Source organism: Ancylobacter gelatini (assembly GCF_022601675.1).
Taxonomy (GTDB): Bacteria; Pseudomonadota; Alphaproteobacteria; order Rhizobiales; family Xanthobacteraceae; genus Ancylobacter; species Ancylobacter gelatini.
Window position 1 is genome coordinate 271,599 of record NZ_JAKVIL010000003.1, and the last position, 15,951, is coordinate 287,549.

At 67.0% G+C, this 15,951-nt stretch carries 14 protein-coding genes, 1 other RNA gene and 1 riboswitch; of the genes, 7 read left to right on the top strand and 8 right to left on the bottom strand.

What is annotated here, in order from left to right; translation table 11 throughout:
* Both MKI84_RS07415 and ffs read right to left on the bottom strand, forming a co-directional pair.
* Positions 1-1,929 (bottom strand): DNA polymerase III subunit gamma/tau, encoded by a 1,929-nt coding sequence (locus MKI84_RS07415; RefSeq protein WP_241618055.1) that lies wholly within the window; start codon positions 1,927-1,929, stop codon positions 1-3.
* A gap of 153 nt (positions 1,930-2,082) precedes the next feature.
* An RNA gene (ffs, locus tag MKI84_RS07420) (signal recognition particle sRNA small type) lies at positions 2,083-2,180 on the bottom strand.
* A 245-nt stretch (positions 2,181-2,425) separates the two neighbouring features.
* On the opposite strand from ffs, the gene MKI84_RS07425 reads away from it, so the two are divergent.
* Positions 2,426-2,776 (top strand): hypothetical protein, encoded by a 351-nt coding sequence (locus tag MKI84_RS07425; RefSeq protein ID WP_241618057.1) that lies wholly within the window; start codon positions 2,426-2,428, stop codon positions 2,774-2,776.
* Positions 2,777-2,829: 53 nt separating this feature from the next.
* Here MKI84_RS07425 and pip read toward each other — a convergent pair whose 3' ends face one another.
* Both pip and MKI84_RS07435 read right to left on the bottom strand, forming a co-directional pair.
* On the bottom strand, positions 2,830-3,783 hold the full coding sequence (pip, locus tag MKI84_RS07430) for a prolyl aminopeptidase (RefSeq protein WP_241618059.1): 954 nt from the start codon (positions 3,781-3,783) through the stop codon (positions 2,830-2,832).
* Positions 3,784-3,797: 14 nt separating this feature from the next.
* A complete protein-coding gene (locus tag MKI84_RS07435) occupies positions 3,798-4,943 on the bottom strand; it encodes an alpha-hydroxy acid oxidase (RefSeq protein ID WP_241618061.1) in 1,146 nt (381 codons plus the stop codon).
* 354 nt (positions 4,944-5,297) lie between these two features.
* Here MKI84_RS07435 and MKI84_RS07440 point away from each other — a divergent pair, with 354 nt between their 5' ends.
* Together MKI84_RS07440 and nudC are read left to right on the top strand one after the other, a co-directional pair.
* Complete coding sequence (locus tag MKI84_RS07440; protein ID WP_241618063.1) at positions 5,298-5,723, top strand: HIT domain-containing protein; 426 nt, start codon at positions 5,298-5,300, stop codon at positions 5,721-5,723.
* A complete protein-coding gene (nudC, locus tag MKI84_RS07445) occupies positions 5,723-6,667 on the top strand; it encodes an NAD(+) diphosphatase (RefSeq protein WP_241618065.1) in 945 nt (314 codons plus the stop codon). Before MKI84_RS07440 ends, nudC begins: the two co-directional genes overlap by 1 nt.
* Before the next feature lie 7 nt (positions 6,668-6,674).
* Here the strand turns inward: nudC and MKI84_RS07450 are convergent, their stop codons facing one another.
* On the bottom strand, positions 6,675-7,799 hold the full coding sequence (locus MKI84_RS07450; RefSeq protein ID WP_241618067.1) for a 2'-deoxycytidine 5'-triphosphate deaminase: 1,125 nt from the start codon (positions 7,797-7,799) through the stop codon (positions 6,675-6,677).
* Positions 7,800-7,896: 97 nt separating this feature from the next.
* Positions 7,897-7,976: riboswitch (SAM riboswitch) on the top strand.
* A gap of 46 nt (positions 7,977-8,022) precedes the next feature.
* Between MKI84_RS07450 and MKI84_RS07455 the strand changes: the two genes are divergently transcribed.
* The 4 genes from MKI84_RS07455 (at position 8,023) to argE (ending at position 12,532) form a co-directional block, all read left to right on the top strand.
* Positions 8,023-9,231 (top strand): O-succinylhomoserine sulfhydrylase, encoded by a 1,209-nt coding sequence (locus MKI84_RS07455; protein ID WP_241618069.1) that lies wholly within the window; start codon positions 8,023-8,025, stop codon positions 9,229-9,231.
* An 84-nt stretch (positions 9,232-9,315) separates the two neighbouring features.
* On the top strand, positions 9,316-9,708 hold the full coding sequence (gene apaG, locus MKI84_RS07460) for a Co2+/Mg2+ efflux protein ApaG (RefSeq protein ID WP_241618071.1): 393 nt from the start codon (positions 9,316-9,318) through the stop codon (positions 9,706-9,708).
* A gap of 150 nt (positions 9,709-9,858) precedes the next feature.
* Positions 9,859-11,310 carry a TrkH family potassium uptake protein gene (locus MKI84_RS07465; protein ID WP_241618073.1) on the top strand — a complete coding sequence of 484 codons (1,452 nt, stop codon included), beginning with the start codon at positions 9,859-9,861 and terminating at the stop codon, positions 11,308-11,310.
* 58 nt (positions 11,311-11,368) lie between these two features.
* Positions 11,369-12,532, top strand: coding sequence for an acetylornithine deacetylase (gene argE, locus MKI84_RS07470; RefSeq protein ID WP_241618075.1), 1,164 nt, complete (start codon positions 11,369-11,371; stop codon positions 12,530-12,532).
* A gap of 42 nt (positions 12,533-12,574) precedes the next feature.
* Here the strand turns inward: argE and MKI84_RS07475 are convergent, their stop codons facing one another.
* The 3 genes from MKI84_RS07475 to MKI84_RS07485 form a co-directional block, all read right to left on the bottom strand.
* A complete protein-coding gene (locus MKI84_RS07475) occupies positions 12,575-13,603 on the bottom strand; it encodes an Hsp33 family molecular chaperone (protein ID WP_241618077.1) in 1,029 nt (342 codons plus the stop codon).
* A gap of 102 nt (positions 13,604-13,705) precedes the next feature.
* On the bottom strand, positions 13,706-14,641 hold the full coding sequence (gene argF, locus MKI84_RS07480; protein ID WP_241618079.1) for an ornithine carbamoyltransferase: 936 nt from the start codon (positions 14,639-14,641) through the stop codon (positions 13,706-13,708).
* The gene (locus MKI84_RS07485) at positions 14,638-15,846 is read right to left on the bottom strand and encodes an aspartate aminotransferase family protein (protein ID WP_241618081.1); all 1,209 of its coding nucleotides are present in this window, start codon (positions 15,844-15,846) and stop codon (positions 14,638-14,640) included. The genes argF and MKI84_RS07485 overlap by 4 nt, the downstream gene beginning before the upstream one ends.
* Positions 15,847-15,951 lie beyond the last annotated feature (105 nt).

Genomic DNA, 15,951 nt, shown 5'->3' on the forward strand with positions numbered 1-15,951 from the left:
CTAGAATTCGAGTTCGTCGTCGGGACCGGGGCCGTCCTCGCGCCCGGCCATGAAATCGGGATCGTCGATCGAGGCGCCCGGCACCGGCTCCTCCGTCGCGCTGGTGCGCACATCGACGATGGACGCGCCGGGAAAGCGCGACAGCACGGCGGTGACCAGCGGATCGGCACGCACGTCGCTCATCATGGCGTCGCGCGCGGCGGTGGCCTCCTCGGCGAGCGTCGCCCCGCCTTCCTCACGGGAGAGGGCGACCAGCCAGCGCCGGCCGGTCCAGTCCGCCAGCTTGTTCTGCAACTCCTGCACCAGAGCGGGCGAGGTGCCCTCGACCAGCGCGACCTCGACCTTGCCATCCTCGAAGGCGACCGGACGGACGTGGTTCTCCAGCGCGAATTTCAGCTTCAGGTCACGCTTGGAGGCGGCAAGCGCGACCAGTTCCGCCATTGTAGAGAGGCGGACCGCGGGGGCGACGTCCGGGGCCGGGCGACCGGCTGCGACCGGGGCGCTGCTCCGCGTGGCGACCGAAAGGTGGCTCTGCGGGGCGCTGGCCGGCGCCGGGGAGGGACGGGGCGGCGCATAGGACTGGGCAACCGGCTGCGCCAGTGCCGCCGACGCCCCGCCGCCGGAGGAGCCGGAGGGCTGCGAGGGGCGGGGGGCTGGCGCGTCGCCGCCTTCCTCGCGCAGGCGGCGCAGCGCCTCGTCCGGGGTCGGCAGGTCGCTCGCATAGGCGAGGCGCACCAGCACCATTTCCGCCGCCTGCATCGGCTTCGCCGCCTGCTGCACCTCGGAGAGCCCCTTGGTGAGCATCTGCCACGCCCGCGCCAACACGCGCATGGAGAGCTTCTGCGCGAACTCCGCACCGCGTAGCCGCTCGGCTTCCACCAGCGCGGCATCGTCCGCCGTGTGCGGCAGGATTTTCAGCCGGGTGACGAGATGAGTGAACTCGGCGAGGTCGGAAATCAGCACGGCCGGGTCGGCGCCGGAATCATACTGTTCGCGCAGCTCGGTGAGGGCGACGCCGATCTCGCCCTTCATCAGCGCCTCGAACAGGTCGATGACGCGGCTGCGATCGGCGAGGCCGAGCAGCGAGCGGACCTCTTCCGCGTGCACCGTGCCGCCGCTATGGGCGATGGCCTGATCGAGCAGCGAGAGCGCGTCGCGCACCGAGCCTTCCGCCGCGCGGGCGACGAGGCTCAGCGCCTCGGCATCGATGCCGACGCCCTCATGGCCGCAAATGCCCCGCAGATGGGTGGCGAGCACGCCGGCATCCACCCGGCGCAGATCGAAGCGCTGGCAGCGCGAGAGCACCGTCACCGGAACCTTGCGGATTTCAGTGGTGGCGAAAATGAACTTCACATGCTCGGGCGGCTCTTCCAGCGTCTTCAGCAGCCCGTTGAAGGCGGCGGTGGAGAGCATGTGCACTTCGTCGATGATGAACACCTTGTAGCGCGCCAGCACCGGCTTGTAGCGCGCGGCCTCGATGATCTCGCGAATGTCGCCGATGCCGGTATTGGAGGCGGCATCCATCTCCTGCACGTCGACATGGCGACTCTCGATGATGTCCTTGCAGTGCCGCCCGAGCACCGGCATGTCGAGCGTCGGCGCGCCGCCACCAGCGGGGCCGTCCATCGGCTCATAGTTCAGCGCGCGGGCGATGATGCGGGCGGTGGTGGTCTTGCCGACCCCGCGCACGCCGGTGAGCATATAGGCCTGCGCGATGCGGTTCGAGGCGAACGCATTGGACAGGGTGCGCACCATCGCTTCCTGGCCGATCAGGTCGGCGAAGGTCTGCGGACGGTATTTGCGCGCGAGCACGCGGTAGGGCGTCGCCCCGCCGGCCGGCGCCGACACGGGGCCGAGGTCGAAGCCGGGTGCCATCAGCTCCGCTTCGTCGGGGGATGCGGTCGGGTGGTCGGGGGTGTCCGCGCTCATGGGCCCCTTCATAGCATCGCCGGACGGTGAGGAGGCAACGCCGCGATGAAGCGCGGGTCAAAAATCCGGGGATGGTGGCGAAGGGACGGCCAGGTTCGCGCCATGCCGCACGCATCTGTTGGACGGCGGCGCGGCGCTTGGCGCCGGGCTTAGGGTGGGAGGCTGGACAGAGACCCGAGTCGGGCTCGTTGGGGCTGCTTCCTTCCGGACCTGACCCGGTTGGCGAGTGGCTCGTCCACCGCCAACCTCCCGGCGCCTATATCGGGCAGATGCGAGACGGATGCAAGGGGGTGGCAGAACGCCGATCCGATCTGCAGCCTGACCCAGATTCAAATTTATTTCGTGAAGATGTAAGTACAATAAAACATTCCGGGATAGGTCCCTATTCCGAACCGGCTGAGTTGAATCTCACTGAACGTCATGGAACCAATCGATCCTCATCCGAATTGCCCGTCCACTGGAATTTGATCGTCAGTGGACCCAAGGAGGACTTTCCATGATCCGGTTTATGTCTGCGGCGGCGATTGCGTTGTCTGTTACCGCTGCTCCGATACTGGTCGCTGCGCCCGCCGCGGCGCAGGGCCTCCAGCTCGAAGTCGGGCCGAACGGGGTCCGGCCGGTCGTTCCTTATGGCTATGACGGGCCGCGCTCTGATGGCCCGCGCTATGAGGAACGGCGCGGCGGCTGTTCGCCGCGTGAGGCGCGCCGCGCCGCGCGCGAGGAAGGTCTGCGCGACGCGCAGGTGGTGCGCGTGTCGGATCGCAGCATCGTCGTCGAGGGTTTCACCCGTCGCGGGCCGGAGCGCATCCGCTTTGCCAATGCGCCGGGTTGCCCGACGCTCGGCTGATTCCACAGCATGAAACAAGGCCCGTCATTCCCGACATGGCGGGCCTTGTCATGTCAGGTGGCAAACCCGTCCGTCGCCCGGATCAGCCGGTCCAGTATCCCCGGCTCGCTATAGGCATGGCCGGCGCCTTCGATCAGGTGGAACTCGGCATCGGGCCACGCCTTGTGGAGCGCCCACGCATAATGGGCGGGGCAGGGCATGTCGTATCGGCCGTGGACGATCACGCCGGGGATGCCGGCGAGCTTGTGGGCGTCGCGCAGCAACTGGCCTTCCTCCAGCCAGCCGGCATGGACGAAGAAATGGTTCTCGATCCGCGCGAACGCCAGCGCGTAATGCCCGTCGCGGAAAGGGGCGGACGTGGCCTCATCGGGCAGAAGCGTGATGGTCTCGGATTCCCAGATTGACCACGCCTTGGCCGCTTCGAGCTTCTTCGCCTCGTCATCCCCGGTCAGCAGGGCGCGATAGGCGTTCATCGGGTCGGCGCGCTCTTGCGGCGTCTTCAGGGGCGCGAGGAAGCGCTCCCATTTCTCCGGGAACATCTGCGAGACGCCGAATTTATAGTACCAGTCGAGCTCGGCGCGGGTCAGCGTGTAGATGCCGCGCACGATGAGTTCGCTCACCCGCTCCGGGTGGGTCTCGGCATAGGCCAGCGCCAGCGTCGAGCCCCAGGAGCCGCCGAACACCTGCCATCTGTCATGGCCGAATTTCTCTCGCAGCCGCTCGATATCGGCGACGAGATGCCAGGTGGTGTTGGCCTCCAGGCAGGCATGGGGCAATGAGCGCCCGCAGCCACGCTGATCGAACAGCGTCACATCATAGCGCAAGGGGTCGAAAAGCTGGCGGTGGCTGGCCGAAAAGCCGCCGCCCGGCCCGCCGTGAAGGAAGACGACCGGCTTGGCGCCGGGCGTGCCGGAGCGTTCATAATAGATCGAATGGCCGTCGCCGACATCGAGCATGCCGCTCTCATAGGGCTCGATCGGCGGGTAAAGGGTGCGCAACGCGCTCATCTCGAAACTCCGGTTCAGCGGAAGCGCAGATTATTGCGCGAGAGCTGGTCGAGCGAGGACACGCCCATCAGCTTCATGCCGCGCTCCACCTCGGTGCGCAGCAGGCCGAGCGCGCGTTCCACGCCCGGCTGGCCGGCGGCGGCGAGCGGGTAGAGATAAGCGCGCCCGAGGCCCACTGCCTTGGCGCCGAGCGAGAGCGCCTTGAGGATGTGGGTGCCGCGCTGGATGCCGCCGTCGATGATGACATCGAGCCGGTCGCCCACCGCGTCCACCACCTCGGCGAGCTGGTCGAAGGCCGCGCGCGAGCCGTCGAGCTGGCGCCCGCCATGGTTCGACAGCACGATGCCGGAGCAGCCGATGCTGGCGGCGCGCTTGGCGTCCTCCACCGACATGACGCCCTTGAGGCAGAACTGGCCGTCCCACAGCTTCACCATTTCGGCCACGTCGTCCCACGTCATTGACGGGTCGAGCATCTCGGTGAAATAGCGGCCGATCGACATGGTGTCGCCGCCCATGTCGATATGGGCGTCGAGCTGGGGCAGCTTGAATTTCTCGTGGGTGACGAAGTTGATGCCCCACATCGGCTTGAGCGCGAACTGCGTAATGCCGCCAAGGGTGAGCCGGAACGGGATCGAGAATCCGGTGCGCAGGTCGCGCTCGCGGTTGCCGCCGGTGATGCTGTCGACCGTGAGCATCATCACGTTGATGCCGGATTCCTTCGCCCGCTGCATCATGGCGCGGTTCAGGCCGCGGTCCTTATGGAAATAGAACTGGTAGCACTGCGGGGTTTCATAGGTCTTGCGCAACTCCTCCATGCTCACCGTGCCCAGCGAGGAGACGCCGAACATGGTGCCGAGCTTGGAGGCGGCGGCCGCTACCGCGCGCTCGCCGTCATGGTGGAACAGGCGCTGCAGCGCGGTGGGCGAGCAGTAGAACGGGGTGGCCAGCTTCTGGCCCATCACCGTCACCGACATGTCGACGCTCTGCACGCCGCGCAAGATGTTCGGCACCAGATCGCAGCGCTCGAAGCTCTCCGAATTGCGGCGGTAGGTGACCTCATCGTCGGCGGCGCCGTCGATATAGTTGAAGATCGGGCCCGGCAGCCGGCGCTTGGCGAGGGTGCGGAAGTCATGGAAGTTGTGGCAATCGCTCAGGCGCATGTCGGTCCGGGTCCGTAGCTTGGGGCTGTTGGGTGGAAGCGACGGCCTCAGGCCGCCGCCGCGTCCGTCTTCAGCAAGCGTCTGCGAGTCGCGTAACCACTACATTCGAACATCGCGAACTCCCTCTCGGCTCGTCTGGTCAAAAAAAACGACCAAGGCCGCGCAGCCTTCGCCGCTCCGGGCGGGCGAGTCAATCGGGGCTGCGTACAGTATCGCCGATTTCAATCGATGGGATATTGCATTTGGTCGGGAGCGCGACTGCGATAGTCGAAACCGATGGCTCCGCCGGCGAACCGCGCTATAGAAGGGCGCCCGCCGTCCGGCGGATCCTGTGTCCCGCCGATGAGCCGCCGCATGAGCGCCGATTCCGCCGATTTCCGCCTCGATGAGCGCCTTGCCGCCGACACGCTGCCCGTCGGCGATCTGGCGCTGTGCCGGGTGCTGCTGATGAACGATGCGCGCTATCCCTGGCTGATCCTCGTCCCCCGCCGTGCCGGCCTCGCCGAGTTGATCGAGCTGGAGGCGGGCGACCGCGCGCAGGCGAGCGTGGAGACCGACTGCGCCGCGCGGGTGCTGAAGACGCTGACCGGCTGTGACAAGCTCAATGTCGCCGCGCTCGGCAACATGGTGCGCCAGCTTCACATTCACGTCGTCGCCCGCTTCGAAGGTGACGCGGCCTGGCCCGCCCCGGTCTGGGGGCGCGGCGCGGCGGAACCCTATGCGCCAGCGGCGGCCGAGCTTTTGATCGCGCGGCTGCGCACGGCGCTGGAGATCGACTGATGGCGACGGATCGTCTCGGCCCGTGGCCGCATCTCGGCTATGCGGGCTTCCAGCTCGGCCGGGCGAGTGAACGGCGCGCACAGACGCCCGAATTCCTACGCGATCCGGCCGCCCGTGCCTGCCTGATCGCCGGTGAGACCGTGGTGCTGGCGCGGCACGGAGAGGGGCTCGACGCTTTCTTCGATGTCGCCCACGCCGGCGCCTTGGGCGGGCGTCTCGGCGAGGCGTGCCTGCTGGGCTTCGATGGTGCGGTCCCGCATTTCGTGCTGCCACTCCACGCCGCCTCCGCCGGGGAACTGACCGAGCGAAGCGACTTGCTGTTGACTGACCTGCGTTCCATCGCGGTCGAGGGGCTGGTGCCGCCCGATCAGGTCGGCGAACTCGCCTGCGCCAAGGCGCTGCTGTCCTGGCACGCGCGCCGGACCTTCTGCTCGAATTGCGGGGAGCGGCTGGAGGTGGGCGAGGGCGGCTGGCGGCGCGAATGCCCGAACTGCGCCGCCCAGCATTTTCCGCGCACCGATCCGGTGGTGATCATGCTTACCGTGGACGGCGACAATTGCCTGCTCGGCCGCTCGCCGCGGTTCAAGCCGGGCGTGTGGTCGTGCCTCGCTGGCTTCGTCGAGCCGGGCGAGACCTTCGAGGACGCCGCCCGTCGCGAAACGCGGGAGGAGGCCGGCATCGGCACCGGCGCGGCGCGCTATCTCGCCTCGCAGCCCTGGCCGTTCCCGATGTCGGTGATGATCGGCTTCCATCTGGAGGCCGCGAGCCGCGATATCGTGATCGACGAGGTCGAGCTTGAGGGCGCGCGTTGGTTCTCGCGTGCGGAGGTGGCGGCGATGATGGCAGACCGTCACCCGGAAGGGCTCACCATCCCCCCGCCCATGGCGATCGCCCACCACCTGATCCGCGCCTTCGTGGAAGGCCGCGACCCGCCGACGGGGTGAGCCGCCTTTAGTCCCGCGTCCATGCCTTGAAGTGCTTGGACAGCTTCAGTCCCTGCGCCTGATAATTTGAGCGGAGGCCTTCACCATAGAGCGTGGTGGGCAGCGCCTGCATGCGCTCATAGACCAGCCGGCCGACGATCTGCCCGTCTTCGAGGATGAACGGCACCTCGCGCGAGCGCACTTCCAGCACTGCACGGGCGCCGCGCCCGCCGGCGGCGTCATGGCCGAAGCCGGGATCGAAGAAGCCGGCATAGTGCACACGGAATTCGCCGACGAGCGGATCGAACGGCACCATTTCCGCCGCATGGGCGGGGGGCACGTGAACCGTCTCCTTTGACGCGAGGATGTAGAAGGCGTCGGGGTCCAGCACCAGTTCGCGCCGGCCGCGCGTCACCAGCGGCTCCCAATAATCGTCGACATCGCAGGCCGCGCGCCTGTCGACATCGATCAAGCCGGTGTGATGCTTGGCGCGGAAGCCGAGCAGGCCGCCGAAGCCGTCGCCCGAAAGGTCGACACTTACCGCTATGCCGCCGCCCGCGACATCGGCGTCATCTGTGCTGACCAGGCGCTCGGCGCGGTGCAGGGCGCGCAACTCGTCCTCGCCGAGCCTCGTGTCGCCGACCCGGAAGCGGATCTGCGACAGGCGCGAGCCCTGCCGCACCAGGATCGGGAAGGTGCGTGGGCTGATCTCCAGATAGAGCTTGCCCTCATAGCCCGCCGGCACCACGTCGAAGGCGCGCGAGCGGTCGGCGATCACGCGGGTGAAGATGTCGAGCCGGCCGGTTGAGCTCTTCGGATTCGCCGAAGCCGCGATCGAGGCCCGCAAAGCGAGGCTTTCTTCAAGCTCGACCAGATAGACGCAGCCGGTCTCCAGCACCTCACCGCCAGTCAGGTCGAGCTGATGCAAGGCGAGGCGTTCCAGGCGCTGCGCCACGCTCTCGCCAGGGCCGGGCAGGAAGCTGGCACGGATGCGCCAGGCTGTCGGGCCGAGCCTGAGGTCGAGGCTCGCGGGCTGGATCTGGTCCTCGTCGAACGGCCGGGCGGTGCGGATCGCCCCGCCCGCCGCCAGCGCCGCGATGGCGTGGTCGGGGAGAATGCCTTCGCCGCTGTCAGGCCGGCCGGTTTCGGACACGCTGGGCTCTCCGCTGGATGCGCTGCGTTGGCTTTACCGGACGCGCCCCTTGACGCCAAGAGAGTCTTGACGAGATGTCCGGCGTGGGAGTAAGCCCGCTTCACAACGTGGTCTTTTGAGCCGGCCGGCTTGCCGCCACGCTAAACAAGGTTGCTAAAAGGTCGGGGCCGCGTGGCGTTTGCGCGTGGGCGACCCCGGTCTGTACCAGATACCGGAGCCGCCAATGTCCGCCGAGCCCAAGCTTTCCCCCGCCGATATCGCCGCGCTGCGGCCCGATACCCGCCTCGTCCATGGCGGCATCCTGCGTTCGCCCTTCGGCGAGACGGCGGAGGCGATGTATCTGACGCAGGGTTATGTCTATGACACGGCCGAGCAGGCCGAGGCGCGCTTCAAGGGCGACGATCCCGGCTTCATCTACACGCGCTATTCCAATCCCACGGTCGCGATGTTCGAGACCCGGCTGGCGCTTCTGGAAGGGGCGGAAGTCGCTCGTGCCACCGCGTCCGGCATGGCGGCGGTGACGGCGTCGCTGCTGTGCCAGCTCAAGGCCGGCGACCATGTGGTGGCGGCGCGCGCGCTGTTCGGCTCCTGCCGCTATGTCATCGAGGAACTGCTGCCCCGCTTCGGCGTCGAGACCACGCTGGTCGACGGCGCGAGCCTCGATGCTTGGAAAGCGGCAGTGCGGCCGGAAACCAAGGTGTTCTTCCTGGAGAGCCCGACCAACCCGACCTTGGAGCTGGTGGACATCGCCGGCGTCGCGGCGATCTCAAAGGCCGCCGGCGCCTGCCTGGTCGTGGACAATGTATTTGCAACCCCGATGCTGCAGAGCCCGATCGCGCTCGGCGCTGACGTCGTGGTCTATTCCGCCACCAAGCACATTGACGGGCAGGGCCGTTGCCTCGCCGGCGTGGTGCTGTGCTCGGAGAAGTTCCTGGCCGACCATCTCCAGACCTTCCTGCGCCAGACCGGCCCCTCCGCCTCGCCTTTCAACGCCTGGGTGATGCTAAAAGGGCTGGAGACGCTGCCGCTGCGCGTCGAGCGCATGCAGGCGAGCGCGAGCGCGCTGGCCGACCGGCTGGCGGGCGAAGTGAAGGTGACGAAGGTCATCTATCCGTTCCGCGCCGATCATCCGCAGCACGAACTGGCCAAGCGCCAGATGCGCGGTGGCGGCACGCTGGTGACCTTCGAGGTCGAGGGCGGCAAGGCCGGCGCCTTCCGCCTTCTCAACGGGCTGCGAATCACTCGAATCTCCAACAACCTCGGCGATGCCAAGAGCTTGATCACGCACCCGGCGACCACGACGCACCAGCGTTTCACGCCCGAGCAGCGGGCGGATATGGGGATCAGCGACGGCATGGTCCGGCTCTCGGTCGGGCTGGAGCATGTCGACGATCTCGCCGATGACCTGATACGCGCGCTGTCGGCAGTCTGATCAGCCGGCTTCCCCCGTCGACCTTGCCGTCCGCGGGGGAAGCGGTTTGACTGGCATCATGCCGGGAATCATGAAGGAGGCGTCATGTACCGTGCCACCACTCGCGGCGTGCAGGTGACGGTGACCCCGCGCTTCTCGCCGGAACGTTCCGACCCGGACCGCAACCAGTATTTCTGGGCCTACACCATCGAGATCGTAAATCTTGGCGGTGAAACGGTGCAACTGCGGACCCGGCGCTGGATCATCACCGACGCGCTCGGCCGGGTGCAGGAGGTGAGCGGCGCGGGCGTGGTTGGTGAGCAGCCCGTGTTGCTGCCCGGAGGGCATTTCGAATATACTAGCGGAGTACCGTTGCCGACCTCCACCGGCATCATGGAAGGTAGTTACAACTTCACCACGCAGAGTGGAGAGGCGTTCGACGCGGAAGTGCCCGCTTTCTCGCTCGACCTCCCCGGCGCGGTGTATACGCTCAACTGAAGGCGACGCTGCGGCTTCCGGGGAGCGTGCGAAGCAGCTATGTTTCCCCCTCTCGCACCCGCCGCCTCCCGCGGCGGCTGCGGTATGCGGTCCAAGGCATCCTGCCCTGACGCCGCGCGCCTCCCTTCGCGATAACGGTACCAGACGCCCGTGATCGACTTCCGCCCGATCGCCGCCATGTTGGGCGTCCTGCTCGCCATCCTCGGCACAACCATGCTGATACCGGCGCTGGTCGATGTCGCTGCCGGTCATGACGATTTCATCGTCTATGCCGCCTCGGCCGCCATCACCGTGTTCGTCGGGCTTTCGCTGTGGCTGGCGGGGCGCTCGGGCGAGGTAGAGCGGCTGGATGTGCGGCAGGCTTTCGTGCTCACCACTTTCAGCTGGGTATTGCTTTCCGCCTTCGCCGCCATCCCCTTCATGTGGTCGGATGCGGACCTCTCCCTCACCGACGCCTATTTCGAGGCGATGTCCGGCCTGACAACCACCGGGGCGACCGTCATTTCCGGCCTGGACCAACGCCCGCCGGGCCTGCTGATTTGGCGCGCCTTCCTGCACTGGTATGGAGGTATTGGGATCATCGTGCTGGCGATCGCCTTCCTGCCTATGCTGCAGGTGGGCGGCATGCAGCTGTTCCACGCCGAGTCCTCCGACAAGGCGGAGAAGATGCTGCCGCGGGCGGCGCAGATGGCCAAGAGCATCCTGGGCACCTATCTTGTGCTGTCGCTGGCCTGCGCCGTCACTTACCTGCTGTGCGGCATGAGTGTGTTCGACGCCGTTGCCTATGCGATGGCCACGATCTCCACCGGTGGATTTGCCACGCACGACGCCTCGATCGGCTATTTCCACAGCGCGGCGATCGAATATGCCGCCGTGGTCTTCATGGTCGCCGGCTCGCTGCCCTTCGTGCTGTATGTCCGGGTGCTGGTTGGCGATTTCAGCCGGCTGTTCGCCAATAGCGAAGTGCGGCTGTTTCTCGGGCTGGTGGCGCTGTTCACCATCCTCTCGACGCTCCAGCAGATACGCGGGGCAATTGCGGAAGGCGAGCCGGCGCTGCGCAACGCGCTGTTCAACGTGGTGTCGATCATGTCGACCACCGGTTTCGTGGCGACCGATTTCACCAATTGGGGGCCGCCGACCGAAGCGCTTTATTTCATCCTGCTGTTTCTCGGCGCCTGCACCGGCTCGACGGCCGGAGGTATGAAGATGTTCCGCATCGCCATTCTAGGCTCCGCGCTTTCCCAGCATCTCAAGCGCATCATCTACCCCAACGGCGTGTTTCCGGTGCGGTATAACGGGGCGCCGATCGGCGACGATGTGGTTGCCTCGGTGCTATCCTTCGCCTTTCTCTACATGGCGACCTTCATGGCGATCGCGCTCGTGATCAATACGCTCGGCTTCGATCTCATCACATCGTTCTCCGCCGCCATCACTGCCGTTGCCAATGTCGGTCCCGGGCTTGGGCCGGTGATCGGCCCGGCCCAGAATTTCGCGGCGCTGCCCGATCATGTGATCTGGCTGCTGTCGCTCGGCATGCTGATGGGGCGGTTGGAACTGTTCACCGTGCTGGTGCTTTTCCTGCCCAGCCTGTGGCGCCGGTAGCTGTTGCTGGGGCGCGCCTTCCCCTATCTTCGAATGCGCACACCGACGGGGATCGTTCATGCTGGCCAGCCGTACTACCACCGAGGAACTTCTCGCCTATCTGGTGGCCTTCGACACGACGAGCCGCAATTCCAACCTCGAACTCATTGCCTTCGTGCGCGATTATCTGGCGGCGTTCGGCGTCGAGAGCGTCACCGTGCCGAACGAGACTGGCGACAAGGCCAGTCTGTTTGCCACCATCGGCCCCGCGGGGATCGGCGGCGTGTGCCTGTCCGGCCATTCCGACGTGGTGCCGGTGGATGGCCAGCCCTGGACCACCGATCCCTTTACGCTCACCCCGGTCGACGACCGGCTGTATGGGCGGGGAAGCTGCGACATGAAGGGCTTCGTCGCCGCCTGCCTTGCCATGGTGCCGGAGATGGCCAGCGCGGCGCTGAAGACGCCGATCCACCTTCTGGTGTCGTATGACGAGGAGATCGGCTGCACCGGCGTGGTGCCGGCGGTGCGCAAGCTTGGCGTGGACCTGCCCTTGCCGCGTGCGTGCATCGTCGGCGAGCCCACCTCGATGCGCGTGGTCGACGCCCACAAGTCCGGCATCGCCTATGTCACGACGGTGACAGGGCGCGAGGCGCATTCCTCCATGCCGCATCTGGGCGCGAACGCGATCTTCGCCGCCGCCGAGCTGGTCGGGGAACTCGACCGCTACCGGGCCGAGCTGATCGCGAAGGGTGATGTCAGCGGCCGCTTCGATCCGCCAAGCACCACGGTGCAGGTGACGGTGATCGATGGCGGTACCGCCGGCAACATCGTGCCGCGCCGCTGTGCCATACGCTGGAACGTGCGCGGCCTGCCGGATTTCGACGAGGAGGCGCTGCTGGCGCGCTTCGAGCGCTTCGCGCAGGACATCGTGCTGCCTAAGCTGCGGGCGGAGGCACCTGAGGCGCAGATCGTCACCGACGTGATCTACAAGGTGCCCCCGTTGAGCCCGGAGACCGGCTCGGAGGCCGAACTGCTGGCGCTGCGCCTTGCCGGGCAGAACCGCACCTATACGGTGGCCTATGGCACGGAGGGCGGGCATTTCCAGGCGCAGGGCGTACCGACCGTCATCTGCGGCCCCGGCTCTATCGACCAGGCGCACAAGCCGGACGAATATATCGAGGTCGCGCAGCTGCGCGCCTGCGAGCGGTTTCTCGGTCGCTTGATCGCGGAATGCGCGGCGTGAGGCGTAGCCGGGGCCGCCACGGCCCCGGCATCTTACCAGCCGTCAGGACTCGGGAGCAGGTTCCGGCGGGTCCTGATCGACGACTTCCTCGGCCTTGAAGCCGTAGGAGCGCCCGCAGAACTCGCAGGTCACGGTAATCCTGCCATCCTCGACCAAACTCTCGCGCTGCTCGCGGGAGAAATTGGTGAGCACTTCCATCACCCGCTCCTGCGAGCACGAGCACCGCGCCTCGATATGCTCGGAATCGAACACGCGTACGCCGCGCTCATGGAACAGCCGGTACAGCAGCCGCTCGCTGGTGAGCGCGCCGTCGACCAGTTCGAGGTCCTCGATGGTGCCGACCAGCGACTGCGCCTCCATCCAGGCATCGTCCTCGTCCGCGACCGGCAGTTCGGTGCCTTCGGGTGCATCGCCGGGATGCAGGTCGACGGGACGGATGCGCCCGCCCTCGGTCGGCAGGAACTGCGCCATCAGCCCGCCGGCGCGCCAGGACGAGGCGGCCCCGCCCGGGTGCACTTCCTCGGCGACGGCGAGGCGCACGCGCGTCGGGATCTGTTCGGATTGGGCGAAATACTGGTGCGCGGCGTCTTCCAGCCCGCCACCTTCCAACGCGACAACGCCCTGATAGCGGTTGACGCTGAGGCCCTGGTCGATGGTCATGGCGAGATGCCCGTGCCCGAGCAGCAGCCCGCTGTCACGGCGTTCCACTTCGCTGAGCGCGTCCAGTCTCGCCGCGTCGAAGCGGGCATAAGCGCGCACGTCCCGAGGGGCTGTGAAGTCGACGACGAGGAAGTCGACCGGCCCGTCGGTGCGTGTCTGCAGGATAAACCGGCCGGTGATCTTCAGCGTCGAGCCGAGCAGCACGGTGAGCGCCACGGCCTCGCCGAGCAGGCGTTTCACCGGCGCGGGATAATCATGATGTGCCATGACGGCGTCGAGCGTCGCGCCGAGGCGCACCACGCGCCCGCGCGTGTCGAGCTCGTCGACATGGAACGCGGTCACCCGGTCGTCGGGAATCTCCGGCAGGAGAGGGGCGGTGTCGGGGGATGAGGTCGGTGATTTTGATGTCATGTCAGCTCCGTCCGCCCATATAGGTGCGCCCCGCGCCGGATGCGAGAGGGCGCCGCTAGCCTCGCGGCCCGGCGCCCTTGCTGTCGCGGCAAAATCGGTCCGTCAGCCCTGTGCGCCTTCGAGACACCAAGCCAGGATGCCCTTCTGGGCATGGAGACGGTTCTCGGCCTCGTCGAATACCACCGATTGCGGGCCGTCCAGCACCTCATCGGTGACTTCCTCGCCGCGATGGGCGGGCAGGCAGTGCATGAAGATCGCGTCGGGCTGAGCGCGCTTCATCAAGGCCGCGTTGACCTGATAAGGCTTGAGCAGGTTATGCCGACGCTCGGCCTCAGCATCGCCCATCGACACCCAGGTGTCGGTGACCACGCAATCGGCGCCTTCCACCGCTTCCTCGGCATGGCGGCCGAACTTGACACGGGCACCCGAACGGCGGGCCCAGTCGATCAGCGCCGGGCGCGGTGCCAGTTCTTCGGGCGTCGCGACGTTCAGCGCGAAGTCGAAACGCTGGGCGGCGTGGACCCAGGACACCAGCACATTGTTGGAATCGCCGGTCCATGCCACGGTGCGGCCCTGGATCGACCCCTTGTGTTCCTCGAAGGTCATCACATCCGCCATGATCTGGCAGGGATGGGAGTCGCGCGTCAGCCCGTTGATCACCGGAACGGTGGCGTATTGCGCCAGTTCCTCAAGCGCCTTGTGGTCGAGGATGCGGATCATGATCGCGTCGACATAGCGCGAGAGCACGCGCGCGGTATCGGCAATGGTCTCGCCGCGCCCGAGTTGCATTTCCGCGCCCGTGAGCATGATGGTCTCGCCGCCGAGCTGGCGCATCGCGACATCGAAGGAGATGCGCGTACGGGTCGAGGGCTGGTCGAAGATCATCGCCAGCACCTTGCCGGCGAAGGGCTTTTCGGTCGCGATCACCTGACGGCGGCTCTTCAGGTCATGCGAAAGCTGCATGATGTCGCGAAGCTGCTCGGCCGGGAGTGCATCGAGGTCGAGGAAATGCTTGATGTTGCTGGCGCGCGCGTTCATGCCGCCGCTCCCTTCTGAGTGTCGGCCCGCAGGCCCTTCTCCAGCCGCCCGCAGGCAGCGTCCAGCCGGGTGAAGGCCGCGTCGATCTCGGCCTCGCCGATGTTCAGCGGCGGCAGCAGCCGCACGACGTTTTCCGCCGCGCCGACGCCGAGCATGCCTTCGGCGCGCATCGCGTCCACCATTTCGCCATTGGGCACCAGCGTGCGCACACCAAGCAGCAGGCCCTCGCCACGGATCTCGCCAATGATGGCGGGGTGGCGATCCTTCAGTTCGGCAAGGCGCTGGCGCAGCCGACCGGAGGTCGCGCGCACGTTCTCCAGGAAGCCGTCCTGCAGCACGATGTCGAGCACGGCGTTGGCCACGCTCATGGCGAGCGGATTGCCGCCATAGGTGGAGCCGTGCGTGCCGGCGGTCATGCCCTTGGCCGCTTCTTCCGTGGCGAGGCAGGCGCCGACCGGGAAGCCGCCGCCGATGCCCTTGGCCACTGCCATCACGTCCGGCGTGATACCCGCCCATTCATGAGCGAACAGCTTGCCGGTGCGCCCGACGCCGCACTGCACCTCGTCCAGCACCAGCAGCAGCCCATGCTCATCGGCGAGCGCGCGCAGGGCGCGCAGGAAGGCCCAAGGCGCGGCGCGCACGCCGCCTTCGCCCTGTACCGGCTCGACGAGAATCGCGGCGGTCTCCGGCCCGATCGCGGCCTTCACCGCGTCGAGATCGCCGAACGGCACCTGGTCGAAGCCGGGTAAGGCCGGGCCGAAGCCCTCCAGATATTTCGCGTTGCCGCCGGCCGCGATGGTGGCAAGCGTGCGGCCGTGGAAGGCGCCCTCGAAGGTGATGATGCGGTTACGCTCCGGGTGGCCGGAGACGTACTGGTATTTGCGCGCCATCTTGATCGCGCATTCCAGCGCTTCCGCACCCGAATTGGTGAAGAACATGGTGTCCGCGAAGGTCGCCTCGACGAGGCGGCGCGACAGGCGCTCGGCTCCCTCGATGCGGAACAGATTGGACAAATGCCAGAGCTTGCCGGCCTGCTCGGTGAGGGCAGCGACAAGATGGGGATGGGCATGACCGAGCACGTTCACCGCGATGCCGGCGGTGAAGTCGAGATATCGCTCGCCGTCCTTCGTGAACAGCCACGCGCCTTCGCCACGCTCGAAGACGAGGTTCACACGATTATAGGTCGGCAGGATGGGATCGATCACTGTCCCCTCCACTTTCTCAACGTTTGCCGCAGACGGCAGGGCCCAAAAACGAAACGTGCCGCCCTTGCGGGGGCGGCACCCGAGAGCGCGAATTTTATAGATTAG

Coding starts and splice junctions, on each gene's coding strand:
- MKI84_RS07415 (WP_241618055.1), bottom strand. CDS start 1,929: ATGAGCGCGGACACCCCCGACCACCCGACCGCATCCCCCGACGAAGCG.
- MKI84_RS07425 (WP_241618057.1), top strand. CDS start 2,426: ATGATCCGGTTTATGTCTGCGGCGGCGATTGCGTTGTCTGTTACCGCT.
- pip (WP_241618059.1), bottom strand. CDS start 3,783: ATGAGCGCGTTGCGCACCCTTTACCCGCCGATCGAGCCCTATGAGAGC.
- MKI84_RS07435 (WP_241618061.1), bottom strand. CDS start 4,943: ATGCGCCTGAGCGATTGCCACAACTTCCATGACTTCCGCACCCTCGCC.
- MKI84_RS07440 (WP_241618063.1), top strand. CDS start 5,298: ATGAGCGCCGATTCCGCCGATTTCCGCCTCGATGAGCGCCTTGCCGCC.
- nudC (WP_241618065.1), top strand. CDS start 5,723: ATGGCGACGGATCGTCTCGGCCCGTGGCCGCATCTCGGCTATGCGGGC.
- MKI84_RS07455 (WP_241618069.1), top strand. CDS start 8,023: ATGTCCGCCGAGCCCAAGCTTTCCCCCGCCGATATCGCCGCGCTGCGG.
- apaG (WP_241618071.1), top strand. CDS start 9,316: ATGTACCGTGCCACCACTCGCGGCGTGCAGGTGACGGTGACCCCGCGC.
- argE (WP_241618075.1), top strand. CDS start 11,369: ATGCTGGCCAGCCGTACTACCACCGAGGAACTTCTCGCCTATCTGGTG.
- MKI84_RS07475 (WP_241618077.1), bottom strand. CDS start 13,603: ATGACATCAAAATCACCGACCTCATCCCCCGACACCGCCCCTCTCCTG.
- argF (WP_241618079.1), bottom strand. CDS start 14,641: ATGAACGCGCGCGCCAGCAACATCAAGCATTTCCTCGACCTCGATGCA.